The sequence below is a fragment of the Candidatus Omnitrophota bacterium genome (assembly GCA_028712255.1).
Classification (GTDB): domain Bacteria; phylum Omnitrophota; class Gorgyraeia; order Gygaellales; family Profunditerraquicolaceae; genus UBA6249.
The window spans coordinates 31,676-50,416 of record JAQTQJ010000008.1; the positions used below are offsets into that span (position 1 = coordinate 31,676).

General features: G+C 38.4%; 17 protein-coding genes. All 17 read left to right on the forward strand.

Annotated elements, in window-relative coordinates:
- The first annotated feature begins 101 nt into the window (after positions 1-101).
- The 17 genes from argC to uvrA all read left to right on the forward strand — a co-directional run bounded on the left by argC (position 102) and on the right by uvrA (position 18,543).
- Positions 102-1,136, forward strand: a complete 1,035-nt coding sequence (argC, locus tag PHC29_04915; GenBank protein ID MDD5108831.1) for an N-acetyl-gamma-glutamyl-phosphate reductase — start codon at positions 102-104, stop codon at positions 1,134-1,136.
- Entirely contained in the window at positions 1,133-2,269 is a 1,137-nt protein-coding gene (gene argJ / locus PHC29_04920; protein MDD5108832.1) for a bifunctional glutamate N-acetyltransferase/amino-acid acetyltransferase ArgJ, read from the forward strand. The genes argC and argJ overlap by 4 nt, the downstream gene beginning before the upstream one ends.
- A gap of 81 nt (positions 2,270-2,350) precedes the next feature.
- Positions 2,351-3,223 (forward strand): acetylglutamate kinase, encoded by an 873-nt coding sequence (gene argB, locus PHC29_04925; protein MDD5108833.1) that lies wholly within the window; start codon positions 2,351-2,353, stop codon positions 3,221-3,223.
- Between the two features lie 70 nt (positions 3,224-3,293).
- On the forward strand, positions 3,294-4,469 hold the full coding sequence (locus PHC29_04930) for an aspartate aminotransferase family protein (protein ID MDD5108834.1): 1,176 nt from the start codon (positions 3,294-3,296) through the stop codon (positions 4,467-4,469).
- Between the two features lie 37 nt (positions 4,470-4,506).
- Complete coding sequence (gene argF, locus PHC29_04935; protein MDD5108835.1) at positions 4,507-5,436, forward strand: ornithine carbamoyltransferase; 930 nt, start codon at positions 4,507-4,509, stop codon at positions 5,434-5,436.
- A gap of 87 nt (positions 5,437-5,523) precedes the next feature.
- Positions 5,524-6,705, forward strand: coding sequence for an argininosuccinate synthase (locus PHC29_04940; GenBank protein ID MDD5108836.1), 1,182 nt, complete (start codon positions 5,524-5,526; stop codon positions 6,703-6,705).
- 129 nt (positions 6,706-6,834) lie between these two features.
- Positions 6,835-8,220, forward strand: coding sequence for an argininosuccinate lyase (gene argH, locus PHC29_04945; GenBank protein MDD5108837.1), 1,386 nt, complete (start codon positions 6,835-6,837; stop codon positions 8,218-8,220).
- Positions 8,221-8,228: 8 nt separating this feature from the next.
- On the forward strand, positions 8,229-9,467 hold the full coding sequence (gene lysA, locus PHC29_04950; GenBank protein ID MDD5108838.1) for a diaminopimelate decarboxylase: 1,239 nt from the start codon (positions 8,229-8,231) through the stop codon (positions 9,465-9,467).
- On the forward strand, positions 9,454-10,239 hold the full coding sequence (gene dapF / locus PHC29_04955) for a diaminopimelate epimerase (protein ID MDD5108839.1): 786 nt from the start codon (positions 9,454-9,456) through the stop codon (positions 10,237-10,239). Before lysA ends, dapF begins: the two co-directional genes overlap by 14 nt.
- The gene (gene dapA / locus PHC29_04960) at positions 10,232-11,140 is read left to right on the forward strand and encodes a 4-hydroxy-tetrahydrodipicolinate synthase (GenBank protein MDD5108840.1); all 909 of its coding nucleotides are present in this window, start codon (positions 10,232-10,234) and stop codon (positions 11,138-11,140) included. Before dapF ends, dapA begins: the two co-directional genes overlap by 8 nt.
- 74 nt (positions 11,141-11,214) lie before the next feature.
- Positions 11,215-11,928, forward strand: a complete 714-nt coding sequence (gene dapB / locus PHC29_04965; GenBank protein ID MDD5108841.1) for a 4-hydroxy-tetrahydrodipicolinate reductase — start codon at positions 11,215-11,217, stop codon at positions 11,926-11,928.
- An 86-nt stretch (positions 11,929-12,014) separates the two neighbouring features.
- Positions 12,015-13,175 (forward strand): LL-diaminopimelate aminotransferase, encoded by a 1,161-nt coding sequence (locus tag PHC29_04970; GenBank protein ID MDD5108842.1) that lies wholly within the window; start codon positions 12,015-12,017, stop codon positions 13,173-13,175.
- Complete coding sequence (folK, locus tag PHC29_04975) at positions 13,175-13,576, forward strand: 2-amino-4-hydroxy-6-hydroxymethyldihydropteridine diphosphokinase (GenBank protein ID MDD5108843.1); 402 nt, start codon at positions 13,175-13,177, stop codon at positions 13,574-13,576. Before PHC29_04970 ends, folK begins: the two co-directional genes overlap by 1 nt.
- A complete protein-coding gene (panC, locus tag PHC29_04980; GenBank protein MDD5108844.1) occupies positions 13,573-14,457 on the forward strand; it encodes a pantoate--beta-alanine ligase in 885 nt (294 codons plus the stop codon). Before folK ends, panC begins: the two co-directional genes overlap by 4 nt.
- Before the next feature lie 50 nt (positions 14,458-14,507).
- Complete coding sequence (locus PHC29_04985; protein MDD5108845.1) at positions 14,508-15,326, forward strand: aspartate dehydrogenase; 819 nt, start codon at positions 14,508-14,510, stop codon at positions 15,324-15,326.
- Between the two features lie 95 nt (positions 15,327-15,421).
- Positions 15,422-15,661 (forward strand): hypothetical protein, encoded by a 240-nt coding sequence (locus tag PHC29_04990; GenBank protein ID MDD5108846.1) that lies wholly within the window; start codon positions 15,422-15,424, stop codon positions 15,659-15,661.
- An 86-nt stretch (positions 15,662-15,747) separates the two neighbouring features.
- Entirely contained in the window at positions 15,748-18,543 is a 2,796-nt protein-coding gene (uvrA, locus tag PHC29_04995) for an excinuclease ABC subunit UvrA (GenBank protein MDD5108847.1), read from the forward strand.
- Positions 18,544-18,741: the final 198 nt, after the last annotated feature.

The window sequence follows — 18,741 nt, forward strand, 5'->3', positions numbered from 1 at the left end:
GGCTGAATTTTACGTTCCGTCGAGAAAAAACCTTGACGGGAGTTTGATTTTATTCTAATATAATAGAAAATAAGCCTATTGCTGGTACTTATGGAGATAAAATGGTTATTAATGTTGGAATAATCGGAGCAACCGGGCATACCGGAGAAATTTTAATTGAACTTTTACTTTGCCACCCCAATGTTAGGATTACACATCTTTACAATAGTGGGAAAAACGGCCAAAGTGTTTGTATTATTTCCGATGTTTTTCCGAAATTTAAGAAGAGGTTAGATTTGGTTTGTGGCAAGCCGGATTTTAATCAGATAAAAAATGATTGCGATCTGGTCTTTTTGGCTCTGCCGCATACAGTATCTATGAAATTTGCGCCTAAACTATTGAAGCTGGGCAAGAAAGTTATCGACTTAAGTGCTGATTATAGAATAAAGAATCCGTCGGTATATGAGAAAGCTTATAAAGTAACGCATCTGGATAAGGCTAATCTCAAAGAAGCAATTTATGGTCTGCCTGAATTAAACCGGGCTAAGATTAAAACTGCTAGGCTCTTGGCAAATCCGGGATGTTATCCAACTTCTGCAATCCTTGGGCTTGCTCCATTATTGGCAGTATGCTTCGTGGATACAGATTCAATTATTATTGATGCTAAGTCCGGAGTAAGCGGTGCAGGAAAAAAGGTAGAAAAAGAATATTTATTTTCCGAGATTCAGGGAGATTTTCGGGCCTATAAAGTTAATGTGCATCAGCATTCACCAGAAATAAACCAGAGCCTTTCTAAGATATCCGGAAAAAAGATCGAAGCGGTATTTGTGCCGCATTTATTGCCTATTGAGCGGGGAATTCTTTCAACGATTTACCTTAAGAAAGTTCAGGGTGCTAAGCTTAAGGTAAAGAATATAGTAGAATTATATAAGAAATTTTATAAGAATGAACCTTTTATTCGCATCAAGCCGGATGGTGTTTTTCCTAGAATCAAGGACGTGGTAAAGACCAATTTCTGTGATATTGGGGTAAAAGATTTTGGCTCAACCATCATTGTTATTTGTGCTATCGACAATTTATTAAAAGGCGCATCAGCTCAGGCTGTACAAAATATGAATATCATGTATAAGCTGCCAGAAACAGCAGGATTATTATGAAAAAGATTTCAAAAGCAATTCTGCCGGCAGGTTTTAAGGCAAACGGAATCTCCTGTGGATTAAAGAAATCAGGCAAGTCTGATCTAGCCTTGATCTATTCAGCACTTCCCGCTGTAGCTAGCGCAAAATTTACAACTAACAGTATTATTGCTGCCCCTTTAATAATCTGCAAAAAATATCTAAAATCAGCAAAAAAAATTCAGGCTGTTTTGATTAATAGTGGTAATGCCAATTGTTTTACCGGTAAAGTGGGAATTAAAGATGCTCAAGCTTCTTGTGAATTTGTTGCGAGGAAATTAAAAATCGCAGAAACGAGCGTTCTGGTTAATTCTACGGGAATTATTGGTAAGAGATTAAATATAGGAAAAATTAAACGGGGTATTCCTGAACTAGTTAGTGGATTATCTGTTTCTGGGATACATAAAGCAGAACTTGCGATTATGACCACGGATACTTTCGCTAAAGAAATAAGCTTGAATTTGCATATTGGAAGTAAGTTGGTGCATATCTGTGCTATAGCCAAGGGTGCGGGTATGATTGCTCCGAATATGGCGACTATGCTTTGTTTTATTATGACTGATGCCGCAATTAGTAAGCAGGTCCTAGATAAAGCACTGGGTAGGGCCGTAGAAAAAACATTTAACTGTATTTCTGTTGATGGATGCATGAGCACTAATGATATGGTTTTAGTTTTAGCTAATGGGGCTGCTGGGAATAGAAGTATTTCCAGAGGCAAGGACCTGCAAGACTTTTCTAAGGCCCTGGAGTTTATTTGCCTGAAGCTGGCCAAGATGATAGTTTTGGATGCTGAAGGCGCTACTAAATTTATTCAGATTGATGTCTGTCAGGCAAAAAATTGGCAGGAAGCAAAAAGGGCAGCTTTGAGTATTGCAAACTCCGCGCTTTTTAAAACTACTGTTTTTGGCCAGAATCCTAATTTCGGCAGGGTAGCTGCGGCAGTTGGAGCAAGTGGGGCCGGAATTAAAGAAGGACAGTTAAAAATAAAATTAGGTTCATTAAAAACAAAGTTTGTAAGATTACAGGTGAGTTTATCCAGTGGCAAAGCCAGTTGTACGGTTTTTACCTCTGATCTTAGCCCTGAATATATAAAAATAAACGCCGCATATAACTAATCATTCGGCGCTAATAGGTGCCCGGCGTAAAAGGTATGCGCCGGCATGCGCTTGTGCGCTAATTGCGCCGGTGTTGTGTTCATGCACAAGAAAGGTATTATGGAAGACGCTATCAGAAAAGCAGATGTTTTAATCGAAGCATTGCCTTACATAAAGAGGTTCCACAAAAAAGTAATTGTTATCAAATATGGCGGAAGTATTCTAGGAGATGAAAAAATCCGCACTGGTGTCCTGGAGGATATTGTTTTTTTGAATTTTATGGGTTTGCGCCCCATCCTTGTACATGGAGGAGGTCCGAATATCAGTGACCGGATGCGTGCCACCGGTAAGAAAACCGAGTTTGTTGAGGGGATGAGGGTTACCGATGAGGAAACGTTAAAATTAGTGGAAGAAGAATTATTGGTTTTAAATAAATTGATCGTAAAAGAGCTCAATGAGTTGGGGGTGAAGGCTGTGGGCTTAAATGGTAAGGATGATGATTTGATTCAGGTTGAAAAAAAGAAAACTAAAGTAGATATTGGTTTAGTTGGCCAAATTAAAGGTGTTAACGTGCAACTGTTGAATGAGGAGCTCAAAAAAGACAAAATTGCCGTAATTCTGCCTATGGGGCATGGAAAAGACAAGAAAACCTATAATGTTAATGCGGATGAGGTTGCTGCTAGCATTGCTTCAGATATGCAGGCAGAAAAATTTGTTTTGTTGACTAATGTTAAAGGGATTATGCGCAATGCCGATGACCCGCATTCTTTTATCTCTACTTTAACGGTTGATGAAGTAAACGGATTAATTGACAATAAGATTATTCAGCAAGGAATGATTCCTAAAGTTACTGCTTGCGTAGAAGCATTAAAAGGCGGGGTGAAGAAGACTCATATTATCGATGCGCGTACGCCGCATGCTTTGCTTTTAGAGATTTTTACTGACCAGGGTATCGGAACTGAGATAATAAGATAAGCGTTAAAAGAGCGTAAGCTTTAAGTTGTAAGTGATAAGTTTGCAACTTTTTTAAAGTCTATATTACAAAATGAAAATCGAAGAGATATTTCAAACATATGAAGATAATATAATGCCTACCTATAACAAGGTGCCGCTTATATTTGTTAAGGGGAAAGGTTCCAAGCTTTGGGATATTCATGGGAAGCTGTATCTGGATTTTTTTCCGGGTTGGGGAGTAGGTAATTTAGGGCACTGCCATCCTAAAGTTATGCAGGGAGTTAGGGATCAAATCAGTAAATTGATATTTATACCGAATAATTACTATCATCCTTTTCAGGCAAAGTTGGCTAAAGAATTAATTTTTCAGAGTTTTCCAGGTAAAGTATTCTTCGCAAACTCCGGAGCAGAGGCAAATGAAGGGGCGATTAAATTAGCCAGAAAATTCGGACAGGGAAGATATGAAATAATTACTTTTGAGAATGCTTTTCATGGCAGGACATTGGCTGCTTTAGCTGCTACCGGCCAGAAGAAATACCAGAATGGTTTTGAGCCTATGCCGGAAGGCTTTAAGCAGGTTAAGTTTAATGATATAAAGGCAGTTAAACAGGCACTGACAGATAAAACTTGTGCTATTATGCTTGAGCTTATCCAGGGTGAGGGTGGGATAAATGTTGCTGAGAAAGATTTTGTTTTATCACTTAGGAAAATATGCGATGAAAAAAAATTACTTTTGATTATCGATGAGGTGCAAACCGGCGTAGGCAGGACAGGTAAGATGTTCTGCTATCAGAATTATGGTGTAACTCCTGATGTAATGACTTTAGCCAAAGCTTTAGGTGGAGGTTTGCCTATCGGAGTAATGATAGCCAAGAAAGAGCCGGCTGATTTACTAGTTTCTGGTATGCATGCTTCTACCTTTGGAGGAGGCCCGGTAATTTGTAGGGCAGCCTTAGGGGTTTTTAAAGCTATGCAGGAGGATAAGATTCTGAAGAATTGCCAGAATATGGGCAAGTATATTTTAGAAAGATTGAACTTATTAAAAATGAAGTATCTAGTGATTAAGAAAATAAAAGGTATGGGATTAATGCTGGGTATGGAATTAGATATGGACGGTAAACAGATTGTAGATAAATGCATAGAGAAGGGGTTATTGATTAATTGCACCCATGGTAAGGTTCTAAGATTGATGCCGGCGTTGAATATAACAAAAAAAGAGATAGACAAAGCGTTAGAAATTTTAGAAAGAGTTTTAGCGGATGTTTAGTTAGCATTAACTCGCGCATAACTCAAAAAGGATTAAAATGAAAAAAGACCTGCTTTCAATCAGAGATTTAACGGGCGAGCAGATTGATTCTATTTTTAAACTTTCCAGCCTGCTTAAAAAGAATAAGAAGAAATTTAGTAAGGTTTTATTTGGTAAAACCTTAGTTTTGATTTTTCAGAAACCATCTAATAGGACAAGAGTTTCTTTTGAAGTGGGTATGTATCAGTTGGGAGGAAATTCCTTATACTTGTCGCCAAGTGAAATTAATATCGGAGTAAGAGAAAGTGTAAAGGATGTTGCTAAAACCATCTCTCGCTATGTCAATGGGATTGTTCTAAGAACTTTTGAGCACAAAAATTGTTTAGATATGGCGCTTGCGGCGACGGTTCCGGTTATAAATGGGTTATCGGATTTCTCTCATCCATGTCAGGGTTTGGCCGACGTTTTTACGATCAAGGAAAAATTAAAAAGCTTAAAAAATATTACTTTAGCTTATATTGGCGATGGTAATAATGTTTGTAACTCTTTGCTTTTTGCAGCCAGTAAATGCGGGATGAATATTACAATTGGTGCGCCAAATGGCTATTTTCCAAGTGAGCAGGTAGTTGAGTGTTCAAAGGAGATTGCGCAGGAGACAGGCAGTAAAATAAAGGTTACGCAGGATCCGGTTGAGGCGGTAAAAGGTGCGCAAGTTGTTTATACCGATGTTTGGGCCAGTATGGGGCAGGAGGAAGAGGTTGCCAAAAGAAAAATTATCTTTAAGGATTTTCAAATTAATGCTAAACTTTTATCCTTTGCTGCGCCGGGAGCTTTAGTGATGCATTGTTTACCTGCGCATAGAGGCGAAGAGATAACTGATGAGGTTATGGATAGTAAGAATTCGATTGTCTTTGATCAGGCTGAAAATAGAATGCACGTACAGAAGGCAATATTAATTAAGCTTTTAAAAGGAGCTAAATCTAAATAAGACTTAAGCCGTAAGCTATAAGCCGTAAGTTTTAAGCTTATAACTTACAGCTTACAACTTATTTTAGGTTTAGAATTTAAGACAGCAATGAAGAAAATAGTATTGGCTTATTCGGGTGGTTTAGATACCTCTTGTATTGTTAGATGGTTGAAAGAAAGAAGCTATGAGGTAGTGTGTTTTGTTGCAGATCTCGGTCAGGGTTTAGGCCAGGGAGAAGATTTTGAAGTAATTGAAAAACGGGCGCTGGCCGCAGGTGCATCTAAAGTTTATATTCGTGATCTTCAAGAGGAATTTATTCATGATTTTATAATTCCAGCTTTAAAGGCTAATGCAGTTTATGAAGGTAAATATCTTTTGGCTACGGCTTTAGGCCGGCCATTGATTGCCAAATATCTGGTTCAGATTGCGCATAAAGAAAAAGCAAGCGCAATTGCTCATGGTTGCACAGGTAAAGGCAATGATCAGGTAAGGCTTGAGGTTGCAGTAGGCATATTGGATTCGAAGCTAGAGATTATTGCACCGGTAAGAGAGTGGGAATTCAAATCGCGGGATGAAGAGATTGAATATGCCTTAAAATATAATATTCCGATCGATGTAACTAAAAAGAAGCCTTATAGCATTGATAGAAATCTTTGGGGAATAAGTATTGAAGCCGGTGTCTTGGAGAATCTCGAGCAGGAGCCTCCGGAAGACGCCTATATGATTACTAAGAGCCCGACGCATAACGCAAGCTATCCTAGGTATATTGGGATAACTTTTGCAAAGGGAGTACCCGTAAAGATTGATGGGAAAATTTTTAAAGCCAAAAACTTGATTACTTATCTTAATGAAGTAGGAGGGCAGTTCGGAGTAGGCAGAAGCGATATGGTTGAGAATAGGTTGGTAGGGATTAAATCCCGGGAGATTTATGAGGCGCCTGCTGCTACTATTCTTTATACCGCGCATAAAGAATTAGAGGCTTTAGTTTTAGATAGAGAGCTGGCACATTTTAAAGAAATGATTAGCCTTAAATATGCCGATTTGGTTTATTATGGGCTGTGGTTTTCTGCTCTAAAAGATGCATTGGATGGTTTTGTGGATAAGACGCAAAAGTTAGTAAGCGGTACGATTAAATTAAAATTGTCTAAAGGTTCTTGTGTTGTAGTGGGGCGAAAATCAAATAATTCACTATATAAGAAAGAATTAAGTACATACGGTAAAGAAGATAAATTTGACCAAAAGTTAGCCGAAGGTTTTATTAAACTTTGGGGCATGCCTTATAAGAGGTAATGAAAGTTTTTTCCGTCATCCTGAGCCCGGAGGGCGAAGGATCTAGATTCTTCGTCACCCGCCACTGAATCAATGGCGGGTTCCTCAGAATGACGAAATTATAAAGAGAGGATACAGGGGGGGATAAGAATGTCCAAGAAACTTTGGGGAACAAGGTTTGGCAAGAAAACCAACATACTTACTGATAAGTTTACTTCATCGATAGCATTTGATAAAAGATTAGCCAAGTATGATATCTTAGGCAGTATTGCCCATGCCAAAATGCTGGGTAAGCAAAAAATTATTCCCCTAAAAGATAGTCAGCAGATTGTTAGGGGCCTGAATGTGTTACTTAAAGACGTAATCAGCGGTAAATTTAAATTTGATCCAGATGCCGAGGATATTCATTCGAATATTCAGGAGTTATTAGTTAAGAAAGTTGGTGATTCGGCGCATAAATTACATACTGCCCGTTCTCGCAATGACCAGATTGCTCTGGATATAAAGATGTATTTAAAAAGCGAAGTTGATGATCTGGTTGAGTATATTAGGGAGTTGCAGAAATCCATATTGAAACTTGCTGAATCGAATTCGTTCGTGGTAATTCCCGGATATACGCATCTACAGGTTGCCCAGCCAGTATTATTGGGTCACCATTTATTATGCTATATCGAAGGGCTAGAAAGAGATAAAGACAGGATTTTGGATGCTAAGAAAAGAATAGATGTAATGCCTTTGGGAGCTTGTGCGTTTTCCGGAACAGGCTTGCCTATTGACCGGGAGTTTGTTAGAAAAGAACTTGGGTTTAGTACTATAACTGCCAATAGTATTGATAGCGTTAGCGACAGGGATTTTATCCTTGAGGTGCTTGCCCAACTTACGATACTTTCTGTTCATTTATCACGCATTGCCGAGGATTTGATACTCTGGAGTACGAAAGAATTTAATTTTATCGATATCGATTTTTCTTTCTGTACTGGATCCAGTATCATGCCGCATAAAAAGAATCCGGATATTCTGGAGCTAATCCGGGGCTCGGTCGGTAAAATTCACGGAGATCTTTCCAGTGTCATGATTTTGATGAAGGGGCTGCCTTCATCTTATAACCGGGATTTACAGATGGATAAACCTCCGCTTTTTGATGCTGTGGATACGGTTAAAGATATCTTAGAGATTCTTGCAGTGCTTTTCCAAAATATTGTAATCGAGAAAGAGGCGATTGCTTGCAAGGTGCAGGATGAATCTTTATTTTCCGTTGATATCGTCGAATACCTGATTGCTAAGGGTATCTCCTATAGAAAATCGCATGATATCGTTGGGCTAATGGTTAGGGATTGCCTGGATAAAGGCAAAAAAATATCAAGTTTATCTAATAGTGAATTGAAGAAATATTCAGAAAAGTTAGCTCCTGATGTCAGAAATATCCTGAATGCCTGGGATTCGGTAAACCGAAAAACTTCCTTTGGTAGTACGAATCCTAAGTTGGTAGCTAAGCAGTTATATAAATGGGAAAAAGAATTTACCAAGAATAGATAAAAAATAATATGCACGATTTTAAATATAAGGGAAATAATTTTTATTGCGAGAATGTAAGAGTTGAGGAATTGGCTGGCCGTTTCGGTACGCCTCTTTATGTTTATAGCTATAAAACTCTTACGGATCACTATAAAAAACTAAAATCCGCATTTGCCAGAATTAATCCGCTTATCTGTTATTCTGTAAAAGCAAATTCAAATCTATCGATATTAAAAGCCTTAGTAGCAAAGGGTGCCGGTTTGGATATTGTTTCAGGAGGCGAGCTTTTTCGTGCTCTTAAAGTTGGGTGTCCTGCGCAAAGAATAGTTTATGCTTCTGTGGGTAAAACCGATAATGAAATTACTGCGGCTTTATCAAAAGGTATTTTATTTTTTAATGTCGAATCACTTGCCGAGCTAGAGAATATTAACCGCATATCGGGCAGGCTTAAAAAAAATACCCGCGTGGCTATTCGCATTAATCCTGACGTAGAGGCTAAAACTCATAAATATGTTACTACGGGAAAAATTACGAATAAATTCGGGATTGATTTAGGCAGCGCTTACTCGATTCTGCTAATGCGCTCTAAATTTAAAAATTTAAATATTTGCGGTTTGCATATTCATATTGGATCACAGATTACCGATAGCGCTCCATTTGAGGCCGCGATCAAAAAAATATCGGATTTTATTCTGCGCCTGGAGCATAAAGGAATCTGCCTAGAATATTTAAATATCGGTGGAGGTATGGGTATTATTTATGACCGTGAAACTCCGCAAACTGCCCAGATCTACGCTGGGAAAATCATTCCGCTTTTAGAGAAAACCGGGCTTAAAATAATTATGGAACCGGGAAGGTTTATTGTTGGCAATGCCGGAATTCTGGTTACAAAAATTTTATATATTAAGCATACTCCGAAAAAGAAATTTATCATCGTAGATGCTGGAATGAATGATTTGATTCGTCCTGCGCTGTACTCTGCGTATCATAATATTCTGGCTTTGCATAAAAATTTAAAAACTGAGAAAGCTGATGTGGTCGGCCCCATTTGTGAAAGCGGTGATTTTTTAGCCAAAGAACGGCTTGTTCCAAAAGTTAAAGAAGGGAATTATTTAGTAGTGATGGGGGCGGGGGCATATGGTTTCAGTATGTCCAGTAATTATAACTCACGTTTGCGTCCTGCAGAGATTATGGTAAATGGGAATAATGTATCTATAATTTGTAAAAGAGAGAATTTTGAGGATTTAGTTCGAAATGAAAAAACTTAATTTTACCAAGATGGTTGGTTCAGGGAATGATTTTGTTGTGATTAATGATAGTCGCCTGGGGAATTTATCTGTATTAGCTAGGAGATTGTGTGATAGAAAATTTGGTATCGGAGCTGATGGCCTGCTTATATTGGGGAAATCTAAAAAAGCTAACATCAGTATGAGAATATTTAATGCTGATGGATCAGAAGCGCAGATGTGTGGTAATGGAGCTCGCTGCGCTGTTTTATTTAGTGGTAAGAAAAAACTTAAACTCGATACTGGCGCCGGAATAATAAATGGTCAAGTTTATGGGGATTGTGTAAAGATTCAGATTACTGACCCCAAAAATATAAAATTAGATATTCCTATAAAAGTAAATGGTAGGTTAATAAGAGTAAATTTTATTGATACTGGTGTTCCGCATGTGGTAGTTTTTGTAAACGGTATCGATTGTATTAATGTGAACCATATTGGTTGGATTATTCGAAATCATATAAAATTTTCCCCTAAAGGCACAAATGTAAATTTTGTAGAAGTAAAGGGTAATAATCTTATTCAGATTCGTACCTATGAGAGGGGAGTAGAGGGTGAGACTCTGGCTTGTGGCACAGGAAGTACTGCTTGCGCTTTAATTTTTGCTTTAAAAAATAATCTGGATGATTTAGTTAAGGTTAAGACGCAGGGTAGCGAGATTCTGAAGGTTCATTTTCAGAGAACTGTTTGTAAATTTAGCGATGTTTGGTTGGAAGGCAGCGCAAAAATAGTCTACAAAGGAGAATATTATGTTTAAGGGCTCAATCGTAGCCATAGTCACGCCGTTTTCCGCCAAAGGCGGATCCGCCTCCGGAGGGAAAAATCTAAAGGTGGATGAAAAGAAATTGCGTGAGCTTATTGATTTTCAGATTAAAAACGGTACCAGCGGTATCGTGCCTTGCGGGACTACCGGTGAAAGTGCAACTTTAAATTTTGATGAACATGAGTCCGTAATTCAGATTACTATTGACCAGGTTAAAAAAAGAGTCCCAGTAATCGCCGGAACCGGTTCAAATTCTACTGAAGAAGCAATTATGCTTACTAAACAAGCAGCTAGTTCCGGCGCTAGCGCTTCTTTACAGGTTAGCCCATATTATAACCGTCCTACACAAAAAGGTTTATATGAACATTTTAAAGCAATTGCTCAGTCGGTAAAAATTCCGATCATCCTTTATAATATTGCAGGACGCACTGGAGTAAACATTGAGCCGGAAACAATTGCAAAATTAGCCAATGATTGTAAAAATATTGTGGCGGTAAAAGAGGCATCTGCAAGTCTTGACCAGATGTCGCGGATAAAGCAGCTCTGCCCAAAAGATTTTGATTTGATTTCAGGGGATGACGGTTTAACATTACCGGTGTTAAGTATTGGAGGCACCGGAATAATTTCCGTAGTTGCCAATATTGTCCCAAAAGATGTTGCGGATTTAGTTTCTGCTTTTGAAAAAGGGGATATTAAAGCATCCAGGAAATTACATTATAAGTTATTACCTTTAATTAAAGCGGTATTTCTAGAGACTAATCCTATACCGATTAAAACAGCAATGGGTTTATTGGGGATGTGCCAATCGGATTTGCGTCTTCCGATGTGTAGCATGTCGGAGAGTAATTTGGAGAAGCTTAAAAAAGCTTTAAGGGATTATGGTCTTTTAAAATAAAAAACATGGGACCGTTTCTATTTTTCTAAATTTATAAAAATAGAAACGGTCCCAAGATTCTCGTTTTTGGAGGAATGATGATAAAAATAGGGATTGCAGGAGCCTGTGGAAAAATGGGCAGGCGTATTTTTGAGCTTGCCGGATTTGATAAGGATCTGGAGGTGGCTTTTCTTCTTGAGAAAAAAGGTACTTCTTTGATTGGTAGAGATATGGGAAAATTAAAAGTTTCATCTAATCCGGATGGTTTATTCCTGGTTGATGCATTGATCGACTTTACTTTGCCTGAAGCAACTGATGAACATTTAGATTATGTTGCTAGATATAAAAAAGCACTTGTTTTGGGAACTACAGGATTAACTGATACCCAAAAAAATAAGATAGAAGAGGTTTCTAAGGTTGTTCCGATAGTTTTTTCACCGAATATGTCAATCGGCGTAAATGTCTTGTTTTCATTTCTCCCTGAAATAGCTAAAAAATTGGGCCCGGATTATAGCGTAGAGATTGTGGAAGCACATCATAAAGCTAAAAAAGATGCGCCTAGCGGTACGGCAAAGAAGTTAGCCGAGGTTATCACTCAAGTTACTAAAAAAGATATTCCCATGCATTCCATTCGTTTAGGTGATATCTTTGGAGATCATACGGTTATCTTTTGCGGTATTTCTGAGCGTATAGAGATAAAGCATCAGGCGCATTCACGCGATTTGTTTGCTGTCGGGGCACTAAAAGCAGTCAAATGGATTATCGGTAAACCTGCAGGATTATATTCTATGCAGGATGTTTTAAAATAAAAAACAAGGGACCGTTTCTATTTTTTAAATTTAAAAAATAGAAACGGTCCCGGGATTTCCGGGATTTCGACATCGAGGAGTGTTCAATGTTTAAAGTTTCAAATAAACTAAATTTTCTTCCACCTTATTTGTTTTTAGAGATTGATAAAGCCAAGCGTCAGGCGCGCGCCGAAGGCAGGGATATCATTGACCTAGGAATAGGTGATCCTGACCAGCCGACTCCAAAATTCATTATTGAAGCTCTAAATCTGGCTGCGCAGGATTCGGCCAACCATCGTTATGCTTTAGATCAAGGTATGCCGGTATTACGCAGCGCAATCGCAGGTTGGTATAAGCGTAGGTTTAATGTTGATTTAAATCCGGATACAGAAGTTTTACCACTGATTGGTTCAAAAGAGGGTATTGCGCATTTTCCTTTAGCTTTTCTAAATCAAGGGGACGTTTCCCTTGTTCCTGATCCGTGCTACCCTCCGTATAAAGGCGGAACAATTCTGGCAGGAGGTAGGCCTTATCTTTTACCGTTGTTGGCATCAAATTCATTTCTTCCCGATTTAAGCAAAATTTCATTTTTTACTCGTAAAAAAGCAAAAATAATATTTGTTAATTATCCGAATAATCCAACTGGCGGTTGTGCAAGTGATGATTTTTATAAGCAACTTATCGAATTTTCCGTCAAAAATAAAATCATAATTATTTCGGATTTAGCTTATTCGGAAATGGCTTATGATGGATATAAACCGCCTAGCTTACTAGAGTTTTCAGGAGCAAAAGAAACTGTGATCGAGTTTCATTCTTTGTCAAAAACTTATAATATGACTGGTTGGCGCATCGGATGGGCATGTGGCAATTCTGCTTTAGTTGGCGCATTAGCAAAGGTAAAATCCAATATCGATTCGGGAATATTTTCCGCTATCCAACTTGCTGGAGTTAGAGCTTTAGAAGGGCCACAGGATTATTTAAAATCAATGTGTGCGCTCTATCAGCAGAGAAGGGATATTTTAGTCGAAGGACTTAATTCTTTAGGTTGGCAGGTAATGAAACCAAAAGCGACATTTTATGTTTGGATTAAAGTTCCGCCGCAGGAGAGTTCCATAAGTTTTGCTGGACGACTCTTAAAAGATGTTAATATTGTGGTGACTCCAGGAACAGGGTTTGGTAAATATGGGGAAGGTTATATTCGTATGGCTTTAACTGTTTCTGTTGAGAGGGTTAAAGAGGCTTTAGAGCGCATAAAGAAGATTACTTAATGGTTATTTGTTATATTGGTGTTGGAACAAATTTGGGCTCTCGTATGAAGAATATAAAATTGGCAATTAAAAAGATTGGCGCTCTTAAAGATACCCGAATAACTAAAATATCAAGATTTTTTGAATTTGCTTCTGTTGGAGGCCCGGCTGGCCAGAGTAATTATTATAATGCCGCATTAAAAATCCAGACTAAATTTTCCCCTATAAATTTATTAAAAAAATTAAAAGAAATTGAAAATGAGCTAGGTCGTACTCGAGGCGTGCGTTTTGGCCCCAGAGTGATTGATTTAGATGTTTTGCTTTATGGGGATAAGTTTATAGAAAGTAAAAGATTAACTGTCCCGCATCCGCGTATGTTTAAGCGTGATTTTGTAATTAAACCGTTAAAAGAGGTTTTATGAGGGTTATAACTGATCCGCAGAAATTAAATAATGAAATTAAGAAAACCAAGCGTAGCGGTAGGACAGTTGGTTTTGTTCCCACAATGGGGGCTTTACATCTTGGGCATTTAAGCCTTATTAAACAGGCAGCCAAGGATAATGATTTTATTATAGTGAGTATATTTGTTAATCCTACTCAATTTGGTCCGAATGAGGATTTAAAAAAATATCCTCATCCACTTAAGAATGACCTTCAATTATGTTCTAAGGCAGGAGTGAATTTAGTTTTTCTGCCGAATGCTAAAATTATGTATCCAGAAGGTTTTTCTACTTTTGTTAATGTCGAGGGATTAAGCAGTGTTCTTTGTGGAGCATCTAGGCCCGGGCATTTTCGAGGGGTTACCACCGTTGTAGCTAAGTTGCTCAATATTGTTGAGCCAGACCTGCTTTACCTGGGGCAGAAAGACGCCCAGCAGGCAGCTATTATCGGCAGAATGGTTAAAGATTTAAACTTTCCAGTTAAGGTAAAAGTTATGCCTATTGTGCGCGAGCCTGATGGCTTAGCGGTCAGTTCTCGCAATCACTATTTAAGTAAAGATCAAAGAATATACGCCAAAGTTTTATTTAAGTCTTTATCCTTGGCAAAGTCTTTAATTGATAATGGCCAGCGTGATTGCGTAAGGTTAGTCAGTAGGATGAGGCAGCTTATTGACAAGAAGAAACAGGTAAAAATTGATTATATTGCGATAGTTGATCCAATAAATCTTAAACCGCTTAAGCGAATTTTCGGGAATTGTTTAGTTGTTTTAGCCGTATATATAGGCAAGACAAGGTTGATAGATAATCTAGTCATTCTGAGGGAGTCCGCCACTAAACCAATGGCGGACGCCCGAAGAATCTAGAAACCAGATCCTTCGTCCACCTGCGGCGGACTCAGGATGACAGAGAGATAATGAAAAAATTAAAAATCGGTATTGTAGGATGCGGAGCAATCGGCAGCTCTTTGGCAAAAGAGGTAGTTATTAATTTGCGCAGCTGTGCTTATTTAGCAGCTATTTATGATATAAAGCCTGAAAAGGCCCAGGTTCTTTCTAGGAAATTGGTAAAAAATGCTAAATTGTGCGTTTCCAATCTTGATACCCTTATTAAAAAATCGGATTTGGTGATTGAGGCTTCTAGTGCAAAGGCATCTTGGGAGATAGCGCGTAAATCTTTACTAAACGGATGTAAAGTCATGATTATGAGTGTAGGAGGCGTAGTTGAGCATTCAGATGAATTGTTTGCTTTAGCCCGAAAATATGAAACTCAGGTATATTTTCCCAGTGGAGCCATCTCTGGTGTCGATGCTTTAAAGGCTGCTAATATTGCAGGAGTAAAAAGTGTTGTTTTGACTACACGTAAACATCCCGATGCATTTAAGGGAGTAGAATATGTCACAAATAATTTTAAACTTTTGGGCCTAAAAAAAGATAAGGTTCTATTTTCAGGAACTGCAGCGCAGGCAGTGAAATATTTTCCGCAAAATATTAATGTTGCCGCGGTTTTAGGTTTAGCTGCTATCGGCATGCGCAAAACGAAGGTACGTATAATTGCCAGCCCCTTTGTTAGAAGGAATATTCATGAAGTTTTAATTGAATCTAAGGCTGCAAAGATTTTTACGCGTACCGAGAATGTTTTGCATCCGCAGAATCCCAAGACTTCTTATTTAGCGGTATTATCGGCTATCGCGGCTTTAAGACAAATTTTACAACCGGTGAAGATAGGCACTTAAAAAACAAGGGACCGTTTCTATTTTTTACTATTTTTAAAAATTAAAAAATAGAAACGGTCCCTAGATTTTCACATAGAAAGGGGGTGAGTACAAAGATGGCAGAAAAAGTCGTTAAAGTAGGGGTTAAGAGGGAAAAAGGTTATCTCTATTATATTGACAAGCAGGGTGATGTTTCTTGCGCCAAGATGAAAAGGGGTACTAAAAAAGGCGGTAGCCCTAAGAAGGTAACCAAGTGTGGTATTAAAAGAAAAGTAGGTTACCTTTATTTCTTGGACAAGCAGGGTGATGTTTCTTGCGCCAAGATGAAAAGAGGCGGGAAGAAGAAAAAGAAGTAATTTATTAGTAAAAAATGGGGACGGTTTTGTTTTTTTACTGTTTAAGTTTAAAAAAACAGAACCGTCCCCTAGATTTTTAATTTCCTATGGAAAACAAATTTATAATTATCCGCGGGGCAAAAGAGCATAATTTAAAAAATATCAACTTAGAGCTGCCGCGTAATAAACTGATTGTTATAACCGGTTTATCCGGTTCAGGAAAATCAAGCCTTGCTTTTGATACAATTTATGCCGAAGGCCAGCGCCGGTTTGTAGAAAGCCTCTCTAGTTATGCACGCCAATTCTTAGAGCAATTGCAGAAACCGGATGTAGATTTTATTTCAGGATTGTCTCCTGCAATTGCTATTGAACAGCGCTCTGCTGGTGGTAATCCCCGCTCAACCGTTGCTACCCAAACTGAGATCTATGATTATTTAAGGTTATTATTTGCAAGGATTGGTAAAGTTCATTGCTATAAGTGCGGTGCTTTAATTCAGAGCCAAAGCGCCCAGGAGATAGTTGAAGCAGTTATGAACTTACTGTTGAATTGCGATATCCAAATTCTTGCACCTTTAATTCAAGGGAAAAAAGGCCAATACAAAGATATCTTTTTACAGATTCAAAAGTCCGGATTTATGCGGGCAAGAGTGGATGGTAAAATTTACGAAGTCAGCGACAAGATTAAATTAGCTAAATATAAAATTCATAGTATTGAAGTAGTGGTGGATCGTTTAAATATTAAAAACGATGTCCGTAGAAGGCTCACGGATTCTATTGAAACTGCTTTAAAGATTGGAAAAGGTACAGTTATCATTGTAAAGAATGCATCAAAAGATCTGGTCTTTAGTGAGCAATATGCCTGCTTGAAATGCGGGATAAGCTATCCTGAAATTTCCCCTCGTAATTTTTCATTTAACTCTCCTTATGGAGCTTGTCCTGAATGTAATGGCCTTGGTAATAAACTAAAATTTGATCCGGATTTAATCATTCCGGATAAAAAGAAGAGTATTAATGCAGGGGCTCTTGAACCATGGAAACGCGGAGGTAGAGGCTATATCCTTTATTACCGTTGGCTTATTCGAGAATTAAGTGACCGTCTTAAGTTTGATTTGGATACTCCTTTTAATAAGTTGTCCAAGCATATTCAGAAAGTTGTCCTTTATGGAACGCAGGAAGTTATAGGTAGTAAGCCTTTTGAAGGAGTTATCCCGCATCTTGAAAGGTTATTTCATCAGACCGATAGCGATTATTTAAAAGAAGAAATTAGTAAATTTATGTCTACTCTGCCTTGTCCGGCGTGTAAAGGAGCAAGGCTTAAACCTGAGAGCTTAGCTGTATTGATTAACCAGAAAAATATCTGGCAACTTAGCAAAATGCCCATAAAAGAGGCGATAAATTTCTTTTCTTCTCTTGAATTATCGGAAAAGGAAAAATTAGTAAGCTATCAGGCATTAAAGGAGATAACTCAAAAATTAAAATTCTGCGTAGATGTCGGTTTAGATTACTTGACTTTAGACCGTAAAAGTTCGACTTTATCCGGTGGAGAGGCTCAGAGGATTCGCTTGGCTACCCAGGTAGGCAGCGGTTTGGTCGGGGTTTTGTATGTTTTGGATGAACCTAGTATTGGTTTGCACCAGCGAGATAATGAAAAACTACTTTCAACCTTAAAAGCATTACGGGATTTGGGAAATACCCTGGTGGTTGTTGAGCATGACCAAGCCACAATCCTTACTGCAGACCATATTGTGGATCTGGGGCCTGGCGCAGGAAGGCATGGGGGAAAGGTTATTTTTTCCGGTAATAGGGAAGAGCTTCTAAAAGATAAGGAATCTTTGACTGCGAAATATTTACGTAGAGAACTTTTAATTCAGACGCCTCTAGAAAGGCGGAATTGGCGTAAATGTAAATATATTGAAATAAAGGGAGCAGCTGAGCATAATCTTAAAAATATTGATTTACGTTTTCCTTTGGGTACCTTTATTTGTGTAACCGGAGTATCGGGTTCGGGTAAATCTACATTAATTAGCGATATACTTTATCCGGCATTGGCGCAAAGGATCTATAGATCGAAGGATAAGCCAGGTTTATTTAAATCCATAAGCGGTATCCAGCAGATCGATCAGGTAATTGTAGTCGATCAATCGCCTATTGGTAGGACACCACGGTCAAACCCGGTTACTTACACCGGAGTTTTTAGCCATATAAGAGACTTATTTGCTCAGCTTCCGGAAGCCAAAATACGCGGGTATAAACCCGGAAGATTTTCATTTAACGTTAAAGGAGGCCGCTGTGAAGCTTGCGCTGGTGACGGCATAAAGAAAATTGAGATGCATTTTCTTCCCGATGTGTATGTTAAATGTGATTTGTGTAAAGGGTTAAGATTTAATAATGCCACTTTAGAAGTAAAATACAAAGGCAGATCTATCGCAGATTGTTTGGAGATGACCGTAGAGGATGCTCTGGAATTGTTTGCCAATATCCCTAAGATAAAAAATACCCTGGGGTATTTATCCGATGTTGGTTTAGGTTATCTACAGTTAGGCCAAAGCGCTACTACTTTATCCGGAGGGGAAGCCCAGAGGATTAAGCTTTCTTCACAACTGTCAAAGCGTTCAACGGGCAAGACGCTCTACCTTTTAGATGAGCCTACTACCGGATTACATTTTGCGGATGTGGCCAGGTTAATATCGGTTTTAGAGAGATTGGTTGAACGTGGTAATACAGTGATTGTAGTTGAGCATAATTTAGAGGTAATTAAATGTGCAGATTTTATTATTGACCTTGGCCCTGAAGGCGGAGATAGGGGAGGAGAGGTCGTTGCCGCTTGTAGCCCGGGAGAACTTGTGGAAATAGAGAATTCATATACCGCTAAATTCCTTAAAGAAGTTTTAATGAATAAATGAAGAAAATAATTGTAAAGTGTCAGTTATTAGGAAAATTTTTCAATTTGTCATTCCTGCCCTCGATTAACACATTCGAGGGTAGGCTCCAGCGGGAATCTATAAAGAGATCCCCGATAAAGGCACTCGGGGATGACGGCGCATCCCCGTTCACTGGCTGGTTGCGAATAATTATTTATCTATTTATTTTTATTTTGTTTT